This is a genomic window from Ellagibacter sp., from assembly GCF_048412355.1.
Lineage (GTDB): Bacteria > Actinomycetota > Coriobacteriia > Coriobacteriales > Eggerthellaceae > Ellagibacter.
Window position 1 is genome coordinate 108,430 of record NZ_DBFSAP010000048.1, and the last position, 10,959, is coordinate 119,388.

Annotated in this window: 9 protein-coding genes and 1 tRNA gene; all 10 read right to left on the reverse strand. The window is 62.4% G+C overall.

The genetic code is table 11. From position 1 onward, the window contains the following. Positions 1-3 precede the first annotated feature (3 nt). Positions 4-1,053: a polyprenyl synthetase family protein gene (locus ACMRQN_RS07540; RefSeq protein WP_418734465.1), complete on the reverse strand. Its 1,050-nt coding sequence runs from the start codon at positions 1,051-1,053 to the stop codon at positions 4-6. 54 nt (positions 1,054-1,107) lie between these two features. After that, positions 1,108-1,192, reverse strand: a tRNA-Leu gene (locus tag ACMRQN_RS07545). 23 nt (positions 1,193-1,215) lie between these two features. Then, positions 1,216-2,178: a Ppx/GppA family phosphatase gene (locus ACMRQN_RS07550; RefSeq protein ID WP_418734466.1), complete on the reverse strand. Its 963-nt coding sequence runs from the start codon at positions 2,176-2,178 to the stop codon at positions 1,216-1,218. Next, positions 2,178-3,233 carry an FtsB family cell division protein gene (locus tag ACMRQN_RS07555; protein ID WP_418734467.1) on the reverse strand — a complete coding sequence of 352 codons (1,056 nt, stop codon included), beginning with the start codon at positions 3,231-3,233 and terminating at the stop codon, positions 2,178-2,180. The genes ACMRQN_RS07550 and ACMRQN_RS07555 overlap by 1 nt, the downstream gene beginning before the upstream one ends. A gap of 192 nt (positions 3,234-3,425) precedes the next feature. Continuing rightward, entirely contained in the window at positions 3,426-3,806 is a 381-nt protein-coding gene (locus tag ACMRQN_RS07560; RefSeq protein ID WP_418734468.1) for a metal-dependent transcriptional regulator, read from the reverse strand. A gap of 79 nt (positions 3,807-3,885) precedes the next feature. Continuing rightward, complete coding sequence (gene hypD / locus ACMRQN_RS07565; protein WP_418734469.1) at positions 3,886-4,989, reverse strand: hydrogenase formation protein HypD; 1,104 nt, start codon at positions 4,987-4,989, stop codon at positions 3,886-3,888. After that, complete coding sequence (locus tag ACMRQN_RS07570; RefSeq protein WP_158050267.1) at positions 4,986-5,210, reverse strand: HypC/HybG/HupF family hydrogenase formation chaperone; 225 nt, start codon at positions 5,208-5,210, stop codon at positions 4,986-4,988. Before ACMRQN_RS07570 ends, hypD begins: the two co-directional genes overlap by 4 nt. 17 nt (positions 5,211-5,227) lie before the next feature. After that, positions 5,228-7,840: a carbamoyltransferase HypF gene (locus tag ACMRQN_RS07575; RefSeq protein ID WP_418734470.1), complete on the reverse strand. Its 2,613-nt coding sequence runs from the start codon at positions 7,838-7,840 to the stop codon at positions 5,228-5,230. Positions 7,841-7,919: 79 nt separating this feature from the next. After that, positions 7,920-9,632, reverse strand: coding sequence for a glucose-6-phosphate isomerase (locus ACMRQN_RS07580; RefSeq protein ID WP_418734471.1), 1,713 nt, complete (start codon positions 9,630-9,632; stop codon positions 7,920-7,922). A 329-nt stretch (positions 9,633-9,961) separates the two neighbouring features. Further along, positions 9,962-10,675 (reverse strand): LytR/AlgR family response regulator transcription factor, encoded by a 714-nt coding sequence (locus ACMRQN_RS07585; protein ID WP_158050265.1) that lies wholly within the window; start codon positions 10,673-10,675, stop codon positions 9,962-9,964. Positions 10,676-10,959: the final 284 nt, after the last annotated feature.

Consider the following 10,959-nt stretch of genomic DNA (forward strand, 5'->3'; position numbering starts at 1 on the left):
CGCCTACTTCAATCTGTTGACGAACCAATCGGCCATGGAGATGAGCAGCTTCAGCGAATCGGACGGCTCGACAAGGTCGACCAGGCGATTCTTGGCGATGCTCGTCAGGTTTTCCGCGTAGGTGCGCGCATATTCGATGGACCCGGACTCGACCATGATGTCCACCGCCTCGGCGAGGACGGCGGGATCTTTCTCCTTCGAGGAGAGAATCTCGATCAGGCGCTCGCGCTTCGGGGAGTTCTGCAACGCATGGACGACCATGAGCGTGCGCTTGCCCTCGGTGATGTCGCTGCGGAAATCCTTCTTGGTGGATTCCTCGCTGCCGATGAGGTTCAGCAAATCGTCTTGAATCTGGAAAGCGAGCCCTGTGTCGAGGCCGTAGGAGCGCAGCGCCTCGATCTGCTGCTCGGTGCCACCGCCCACGATAGCGCCGACCGCTAAAGGCACAGCGCCCGAATAGTGCGCGGTCTTGTGCGTCGCCATGACCAGGTAATCCTCGGGCGTGATGTCGTAGCGACCGTCGCGCGCCCATCCGATATCGAGCGCCTGCCCCTCGATCGTGCGGCGCGTCATTTCGATCAGCTCGCTGACCACACGCACCTTCACCGCGTCGCTCAACAGCGGATCATTGATTACCGTACCGTTGACCAGGGACAACGCAAGGTCTCCCATATTGATGGCAAGTCCTATGCCCTCGGTAAGGTGCAGACAGGGCTCGCCGCGGCGCAGCTCAGCCTCGTCAGCGATGTCGTCGTGGATGAGCGCCGCTGTGTGGAAATGCTCGATAGCCGCCGCAGCGCTCGTGGCGAGCTCCATGTTGCCGCCGACCGCGCGACATGCTGCGAAGCAGATGAGCGGGCGGTGGCGCTTGCCGCCGTTTTCGCTATAGCGCTTCAGGGGATCGTAGAGATAGCGATCCATGTCGGGATGCGAGCCCGACGGAATGTAGGCGTTGAGGATGTCCCCAATTTTGGACGCGTAACAGCTCAGGTACTCCTCGAAAGAGGTGGGGGGCTGCTCGGTCAATGCGATGATGTCGTTGATGGTTTCCATGCGGTCGGTAAATCGCCTGTCTTCATAGATCGAACGTTTCCAGAAGCAAACATCTGGTAGGGGCGGTGGGACTCGAACCCACAAGCCTTGCGGCGGCGGATTTTAAGTCCGCTGCGTATGCCAATTCCGCCACGCCCCCGTGATTTGCTCGTGCAAATCCTATCACAAGCACGATTTTTCGCAGGCCTCATGCGAGACTGCGAGCGTAATACCATGCAGAATGTCCGTTTCGCTCACCGTAAACGCATCAATGCCGGCGAAATCGAGCACTTCGAGAAGGATGAGAAGCCCCGCGACCATCACGGGCGCGCGCTTGGGGTCGAGCCCCACCACCTGCATTCGTTCAGAAAGCGGCAGAGCAGCCAAGCGCTCGTGCACTTCGAGCAGATCCTGCCGAGAAACCCGCGCCTTGTGAACGCGCGAGGAGTCGTAGGTCTCCATGCGCTCGCGGATGCTGACGACGGTTGTTGCCGTGCCCGCAACCGCGATGACACGTTCGAGCGACGCCGCCTCTTTTGCCTGGTCAGCGAACCAGGAAGCCATCTGCTCGCGAATCCATGCGCGCGCCCGGGCAAGCTCTTCGGGCGCGGGCGGGTCGCTCGCCAGGAACTTCTCGGTCACCCGGCGACATCCTACGTTGAAAGAGTGCGCGCACAAGGGCTCGGCGCCGCCCGTTCCCATGACGACCTCGGTCGAGCCGCCGCCCACGTCGACCACCATGAGGCGCTCGCCCGAAAAGTCAATCGAGGCGCCCGAAAACGACAGCGCGGCCTCGCGGGATCCGGGGATGACGGAAAGCTCGATGCCCCGCTCGCGCAGACGCGCTGCGAAATCGGCGGCGTTGCGCGCGTCGCGAGCTGCCGATGTCGCCACCGCAACGGTGCGAATCACCGGATGATCGGGCGTCGAGAGCGAATCGCGCACCGCGAGGAACCCGTCGATGGCTCGAACGACGCGGCCGATCGCCTCGGGCTTGAGCTCGCCCGTTGCGTCCACCCCCTCGCCGAGGTTGGTGATGGCGTATTCGCGCGTGAGCTCGTGGAGCCCCGACTCGTCCGCATCGACAACGAGCATGCGGCACGTCACCGTCCCAATGTCGATTGCGGCATACCGCCCGCAGCGCATTATTTCTCCCCGAAGATCGGATCGAGCAGCTTAGAGTACCACGTCTCGGGAGCGGGGATGCTGCCAGGCACGACGCTTGCCGTGAACGTCGAGTCGTCATCGAGGTCGAGGCCGTACACGGTGACGGCGTTCTCGCCCTTCGAGACCCAGCCGAACTCCTGATGGGCGCGATCTTCCACGCCCGCATCGGTCGAAAGCGCGTCGACCGTCGCCTGAATCGAGTCGTTGCGCTGCTCGATGGCGGCATATTCCGCCTGGAGCTGGTCGCGCTCTCGCACGGAATGGTAGAGCTGCGCCGCTGAAGGATAGAGGAACGACACGGTGAACACCAGGCAAAACGCCGTGACCGCGGTTACGATGAACCAAGGCTTCCTCACGAGGCGCGAGGCTGGTTTTTGAGAATCGCCGCCGCGGGTGCGCCGCGATGCGGACGACGATTCCTCGTTCTGCATGCGGGATGAGCGGCGATGCGCCGAGCCCATTTCCCCTTTGTACACCGCAGCGCGCGAGCCGCCTTCTCCAGGCGCAGCGTCGCCACCGCCGCCGTACTGGCGCGCGAACTTGCGATCAGCCTTGTCTTTCGCGTGCTTGCGCTTGAGCTTCTCGAAGCGAGAAAGCGTTTCGGGCTCGTGCTCAGCTTGCTCGGGGTTCTCCTCTTCAAGGGAATCGTCCCAGGCAAGACGGCTGTTCGCATAAGCGTCTCGGGATTGCGAGGAATATGCGCGCCCGCCGATGGGCCCCCTGTCGGAAGCGGAGCGCCGCGAATCGCGCGAGTGCGAGCGGACGTCGCGGGTTCCCTCGCCCGCATAGCGCGAGCGGACGTCGCGAACGTCGTCTTCGGAATAGCGCAAGCGCTCCGCTGCGCGAGCGGCATAGTCGGAGTCCCGACGCGTACGGGCAGCCGCATATGCCCCCGAGCGCTCGCGGGAGGAATACCCCGTTCGGGAAGAGCGCGCATCGCGCGTTGCGTATCGAGAAGAATCGAGTGAGTGCGAGCGGTCGCCTTGCGCGCGCCGTGCCTTGTCAAACGAAAGGATTTTCGCCTGCTGTGTCAACGAATGGCCCCTTAGTGCATCGTGGTTTGATAAGAGTGTGTGTAATGCAAGAAGCTCTTCGCAGGATACCACACAAGCAAAGCGCCGGCACGTGGGAAAACGGCCGGCGCTTTGCAGTGTTTTGCCTTGCCCTCGGCCCGCTGAACAGCTCAGATTCGTATCTAGGAAAAACGGGCAGTGGCGATAGGGCCCTTAAAGGTCAAGCTGCTTGATATAAGAATTCCATTTCTTGAAGGACTCGTCGCTGATGGCGTGCTCCATCAAGCACGCTTCCTCTTCGGCCGTGTCCTCGGGAATGCCCAAAACCTTGGTGAGGAACTTGCGCAGAAGCTCGTGGCGCTCGAGCACCGCCGCACCATAGCGATAGCCGTCTTCCGTCAGCGTGACGTCGCCGTAATAGGGCTGATCGGCGAAACCCTTTTCCTTCAGGGCGTTCATCGCCTTGTTGACAGAGGCCTTGGAAACCCCCAGTTTGTTCGCGATATCGACCGAGCGCACAGAGTTCTCGGTCGTTCCACCCAGCATGACGATAGCCTCAAGGTAATCCTCATGCGACATGGAGACTTTTTCCATTTCCATCCTCCAATCAGCGCTTTTTTCTATGGTACCACAGCGCGAAGGGTAACGGGGAAGGTCTTAGCTGTAGCTAACTTTAGTAATACCGGTAGTACGCCGCACAGCTGCCTTCGCTCGACACCATGCAAGGCCCCACCGGGTTCTCCGGCGTGCAGATCGTGCGGAACAGCGGGCATTCGTTAGGAGCCATGCGAGCTCGCAACACGTCGCCGCAGCGACATCCCTTCGGGTCGTGCGTCGGCTCGACATCGGGCTCGAAACGGCGAACCGCGTCGAAGTCGGCGAATTCCTCGCGGATGCGATACCCCGAGCCGGGGATATCGCCCAAGCCGCGCCACGTGGCCGTGCAGGTTTCGAACACCTCGTCAATCGCGGCGAGGGCCACGGGGTTTCCCTCAGGCATGACGCCGCGCGCGTACGCAATCTCGATTTCGGCACGACCCTCGTGCAGCTGCCGCACGAGCATGGCAATGCCCTGAAGCACGTCGACCGGCTCAAATCCGGTGATCACGCCAGGAATGCCGTATTTCTCCGCCAGGAAGCGGTACGGCTCGGCGCCGATGATGGTGCTCACATGACCGGGGAGGATGAGCGCGTCGAGCTCGAGCGTGGGGTCGCCCACGAGCAGCTCCAACGCACCGGGCATGTTCTTGTGCGCCGCGAACACGGTGAAGTTGGAAAGCCCCGTGGCCTTTGCGCGCTTGATGGCCATGGCCACAAGCGGCGTCGTCGTCTCGAAGCCAACGCCCACGAAGACGACCTCCCGCTCGGGATGCGCCTTCGCAAAGGCGAGCGCGTCGAGGGGCGAATAGACGATCTCGACCGAGCGGCCCGCGGCCTGCTCCGCAAGCAAACTCGAAGTGGACCCGGGGACGCGCGTCATGTCGCCGAAGGTGGTGATCGTGACGTTCGGGATGCGCGAGAGCGCAATCACCGTGTCGATGTCGCGGTTGCACGTGACGCAAACGGGACACCCGGGGCCCGACGCCAGGCGAAGCCCTTCAGGCATCAAATCGCGAATGCCATTGCGTGCGATTGCCACGGTATGCGTGCCGCACACCTCCATGAGCGTCGCGTGCTCGGGCGCAAGGCGGTGGATGGTCTCGATGAGGCCGCGCGCGAGCTTCGGGTCTTTAAACGCCGAGAAATCGATGTCGGCGGCATCCTCCAAGACGCTCATACGGCGACATCCTCAAGCTGTTTGACCAGTTCAATGGTTTCTTTTGCATAATCAGCATCGACAACTTCGATAGCGAAGCCGGCATGCACCAACACGTAGTCGCCGACGTTCGCCTGCGGCGTGAGATCAAGCGCCACCTCGCGCGTGACGCCGAGAATTTCGGCCGTCGCCAAATTGTCCGATTTCTTTTCCGTGATCAACGCGGGTATTGCCAAACACATAGGCACTCAGTCCTTTTTTACTCGTCGTGCGTCGTCTCGTCTTGCGCACATGCTATCACAGCCTGGCCGTAGGAGATGCATCCGTCGTTGGGCGGCAGCTCACGATTGACGGCAACGGTGAAGCCCTCGTCCTGCAAAGCCGCGAGCGCATGCTCGATTATGAAGCGGTTCATGAACACGCCGCCCGAGAGCGCCACCGTGGACACGCCGTAAACGCTGTACGCAAGCTTCGCCGCGTTCACGATGGCTTCCACGAAGGCACCGTGGAAGCGGCGGGCGATGGTCGCTGCGGGGATGCCCGCCTGCATGTCGTCGAGAAGCGCCTTGAAGGTGGGCACCGCGTCGAAGAGCAGGACCGACGTGTCTTGGGCGGTCGACTTCGACGTCGCGGTGTTCTTCGTGATGGCGACCGAGTAACGGCCGTTGACGCCCGCCTCGTCGGTCGAACCACCGTCAGGAGATGCGGCCGGCCCCATGGCAGCCTCCAAGAGAACCGCCGCCTCGCTTTCGTAGGTCGGGTGCTCGCATATCCCCAAGATGGCGCTCGCCGCGTCGAAAAGACGGCCGACCGACGAGGTCATCGGCGTGTTCAAGCCTCGCTCGATCATCTGGTCGCAAAGGTCGGCCTGCTCGCCGAGCGCATCGAGTACCCGCTTGGCCGCCGGATGCTCGAGCAGGTCGAACTCCCACAGAACGCCGTACGCCATGCGCAAAGGATTTTTCACGCAGGCGGCACCGCCCGGCATGGGAACGTAGGCGAAGTTCGCGAACCGCTCATAGGCCTGCGCGTTTGCGAGCAGCACTTCCCCGCCCCAGATAGAGCCGTCCGCACCGAACCCCGTTCCGTCGAAGGCGATTCCGCACACCGCGCCCGAAAGGCCGTTCTCGCCTATGACCGAAGCGATGTGCGCATGGTGATGCTGCACCTCGACCAGCGGGATATCGAGCTTTCTCGCCTGCTCGCGCGCCCATTTCGAAGCGAGATACTCGGGGTGCGCGTCGCAGGCAAGGCGTGTCGCGCGCAGCTCGAAAAGCTTCTCGAAGCGGCTTTTCGCGTCGAGCCAGGCATCGAAAGCTTCAGCGTTTTCCAGATCGCCCACATGCTGGGAGACGAACGCCTCCGAACCGCGGACGAAAGCGAAGGTACTTTTCTGCTCCGAGCCTGCCGCGAAGAGCACCGGGGCGACCGCAGCTTCATGGCCTGCAGTTTCGGGAGAACCCTCATAGCCGGCGGCGCCAGTCGCCTCGGGGGCCGCGGCATCCTCCGGGACTGCGGCAGCCTCTGGGTTGGTGCTCGCCTGCGCCAGCTTCAACGGCACGGGCGCAAACCCGCGCGCACGGCGGATCACTTGCACGGCAGCGCCCGCAGAACCCGCCGAAATGATGCGAACCACCGAGTCGTCGTAGCGCGAAAGGATGGCGCGGTCGTTGCCCAGCACGGCGCACGCGATGCCGCCGAGCTTCCCGCGTGCTTCGGCATCGTCGGTAACGATCGGCTCATCGTGGATATTTCCCGAGGTCATCACAAGCATCGGAGGTTCAGGGACGCCCATTTCCTCAAGGGCGCGGGCAAAATCGTGCAGCAAGAGGAGCTGCACCGGGGTGGCGGGGAGCATGACGCCGAGCTCGGGCAGCTTGTCGGCAAGGCCCGCAGCAAGCGCCACGCCTGGGCGCTTCTTCAGCAGCACGATCGGACGCGCCGGATCGGAGAGCGCCTTCTCTTCCTCGGGCGTCACCTCACAGACGCTGCGCGCCGCCTCGGCGTTCGCCATCATGACCGCGAACGGCTTGCCGCCGCGGCGCTTTCCCTCGCGAAGCCGAGCGATCGCCCCGGCGTTGCGCGCATCGCACACCAGGTGGAACCCACCAAGCCCCTTCACGGCCACAACTTGTCCGACACACAGCAGCTCGACCGCCCGCGCGATGAGGGCATCCGAGGTCTCGCGCGTCTTTCCCCAGGTGATGCGCCAGCCATCGGGAAGCGCATCGGAGGGCATGTCTCCCGCCCCGCGCGTCGGGAAGTCCTCGCCCGGCGTCGCCTCGCAGTCGGGGCGCCACGCCAGGGAGAGGTGCGGGCCGCACTCGAAGCACGCGTCCGGCTGCGCGTGGAAGCGGCGGTCGAGCGGGTCGGCGTATTCGGCGGCGCAACGCTCGCACATGGTGAAATCTTTCATGGACGTGCTCACGCGATCGTAGGGAAGCGCGTCGATGATGGTGAAGCGAGGCCCGCAATTGGTACAGTTGATGAAGGGGTAGCGGAAGCGGCGGTCGTTCGGGTTGAACAGTTCCGCCGCGCAGTCGTCGCAGGTGGCCAAATCAGCCGACACGAGCGTGGTCTCCCGCACCGCAGCATCGTCCGAGAAGCGAATCTCGAACGAGTCGAAGTTTTGGAGGGGCACTTCCTTAAGCTCAATTTCCTTCACCTGCGCCGCCGCGGGAGCGTTCTCGGAAAGCTCGATCACGAACTCGTCGAGCAGGCGGCTCTCCCCTTCCGCATGGATGTTCACGCCGTCCGCCGCGTTCAAGACCCATCCATTGATCAGGTATTTTTTCGCCATTCGGTAGACAAAGGGACGAAACCCGACCCCTTGGACGATTCCCGTCACATGAATATCGAGCGCCTCGATCATGCTTCTCACCCTCAAAAACTCAGACAATACAGAAAGCCGCGCCCCTCTTGCGACGGGCGCGGCGCAAATCAGCAGGAACCTACAGCTCGGCCAGGATCTCGCGAATGACGGCGGCAAGCGCGCGCAGCGTCACTCCCGAGTTGTCGGGGAGATGCAGGTGCACGCACCGTCGACCGCGACTCGCCAGCGTGAGCAAATCTCCCGACGCCTGCGCCTTCGCAAGCGCGCCCAGACTTTCCGCCTCGCGCTTGAGCGGGATGTCTTTCAGCTCGTCGGCCGACAAAATGAGGAACACACCGCAGTTCGGGCCGCCTTTTTGCAGCTGGCCGGTGGAGTGCAGGTAGCGCGGGCCCACTTCCAGACACGACGCGACGTGGCGCGATTCGCCCACTCCGTGGCGGATGTCCTCGAGCGCCTCGCGGCGTCCCTCGCCCGTGAACGGCAGAAACGCGTTCAGCGCGAAGAAATCGCCCGGCTGGATGCTGCCGAGCAGCGCCCGCAGGACAGCTCGCACGTCGGTGCAGTCCTTAAAGCACGGGGCCAAGCGCACCTCGACCTCGCCCATGTGCACATCGCCGATGAAATCCTGCACGAAATCGGGCTCGGGCTGGCCCTCGGCGAGAATCTTTAGAACCTCGGCCTTCGCCGACGCGACGTCGGGCTGGTCGAACGGGCACACGCGCATGAGGTAGCCGCACATCGCGATGGCGTATTCCCACATCACGAAGTGTTCAGCGAGCTCAAGCGCAGAGTCAATCTTGAAGTTCAGGCGCGGGATGGCCGGGTCGATATAGGCGAGGCTCATCTCGAAGTTCTTGCGCTCGTCCCACAAGTCGGTCTTCGTCTGATACATGATGACGCTGCGATCGCCTGCATCGCGCGCGAGCAGGAGCGAATCGACCTCGATGTTCGGCAGGATGCCCTGCCCCTCCTTGCCAAGCGACTCGGCGACGAGCTGCTCGATCCAAAGGCCCAAGACGCGCCCGCGCTTCGGCGTGAGGAACGAGAACTTGTTGCGGCCCTTGAGATAGTTGTCGTAAAGAAACGCGGCGAGGTTGATCGCCGGGTTGTCGATGGAATCCTCGCTGCAGCGCTCTTCGGCGTCCTTCGCGTGGGCGATGAACTGCTCCAGGTCGATGCCAGCGAGTGCTGCGGGCAGAAGGCCGAAGATCGACAGCGCGGAGAAGCGCCCGCCGACGGTGGGCTCGCCGTTGAAGACGGCCAGCCAGCCCTCTTCGTGCGCCTGGCGCTCGAGCTGCGAGCCAGGATCGGTGATAGCGACCAGGTGGTTCGCGAAGTTGATTTCCGGTGCCTGCGCTTCGAGGGCGTCGCGCAGCGCAGAGGAGAGCAGGCGCGGCTCGATAGTGCCGCCCGACTTCGAGGACACGATGACGAGCGTCGTCGCAGGGTCGCAGTCGGCAAGCAGCTCGCGCACGCGCACGGGAGAATCGGAATCGAGCGTCTTGAACGAGACGCGGTTTGCCCGAACCGTGTCGGACTTGTTGTATTTTGTGATGGTCATGGGCGCTTGCGTGGATCCGCCCTGGCCGATGAGGACGACGGTCTTGATGCCGCTCGCCACCACATCGTCGGCAAAGCGCTGAACTTTCGCGAGGTCGCACTGCGGGCGCATGCCCAAATCGACCCAGCCCATAAAGTTCTCGGCGGTTTCGCGCGCACCGTCGGAGAAATCATAAAGCGATGCGTCCTTGGCCAGCACGCGGCTGGCGACGCATTCCTTCACAAGCGTTTTCGCAGAAGGGTATAACTTTTCCATGTCGCTTGTCAGCATGTGAACCTTCTTTCGGTATCGTGTAGGCCCCCTCAAAGGCACGCACGACTTGAATTATCCTCGAACCCTGTGATGGAGTTATGGACAAGTGGGGGAACGGGTCGAAATCCCAGAGAGAATCGCCATCTGGGGTGCGATTTCGCCCTCGACATTGCACGGACGCACTCTTGTCCGCGCTTTCCCTGTCCCACTCTTGTCCAGCTCGCAGTAGCTTGCTTTCTAGAGCAGGCGCACCCGCAGCCACGTCCACCGTGCGCAAAAAACGCCCGCCGCAAACGCGACGAGCGCTTTTGACTCAATCAAGGAACCTGCTGCAGGAGCCCTACCGCCTACAGCCCCAACGCCTTCTTCAGCGCGCTCACGCGTCTGCGGCTTACGGGGATCTTCTCTTCCACGCCGTTCAGCGTGAGCAGCAGCGTGCCGCCGGAGACCGATTCGATTTCCTCAACCATGGAAAGGTTCACCAGGTACCCGCGATGCACACGGAAGAACCCGTGGCCGTCCAAACGCTTCTCGAGCTGGGCCAAGCTCACCGTGGAGAAATAGCGGTCCGTGTCGGTTTGCAGGTATGCGTAATCATCGCGCGCCATGACGAAGCGAATCTTATCGATGCCGATGAGGATCTTCTTGCCGCCCTTTTCCACGGGGATGCGCTCGGACTTCTGGGCCTGCACATGCAGCGAAACGTGCTCGCGGACGCGCGCAAGCGCCTGGGAGAGGCGCTCTGTCTCGACCGGTTTCACCAGGTAATCGATGGCGTTCACCTTGAACGCGTCGAGCGCATGCTCACTGTAGGCGGTGACGAACACCACCGCGGGCGGGAATTTCAGATGCTGCAGCGCCTCGGCCAGTTGCAAGCCAGTGGCTTCCGGCATGTTCACGTCGAGGAACATGACATCGCAGGGGTACTCTTTGAGCTTTTCGATAGCCTCGCGCACACTAGCCGCCTCGGCAACAACCTCGGTCTGGCCAAGTTCGTCGAGCAGGAATTTCAATTCGGAGCGCGCGGGGGCCTCGTCGTCGACGATGATTGCTTTGAGCATATAAGCCTCCCAGTTCGTGTTCGATGATGCCGCTTCTGCGCCTTTCGCAGAGCGTACTCCTAACGGTCGATTATAAATCAAAGCATCCCGAATTTGTACGTTATGCGGCATCATTTCGAAACAGCGTAGAACACAATGGGGACGGGTTAATTTGCAAGTTCATCCGAACACTTAAGTTTCGTTCTCGAACTCAGCCGGACATGTCCGGCTGAGTTCGAGAATTCCTTTCTGGAGGCGAGGGCCGAAGGCCCTCCCGAGAGAAAGGAAGAAGCATGGAGGAAAAG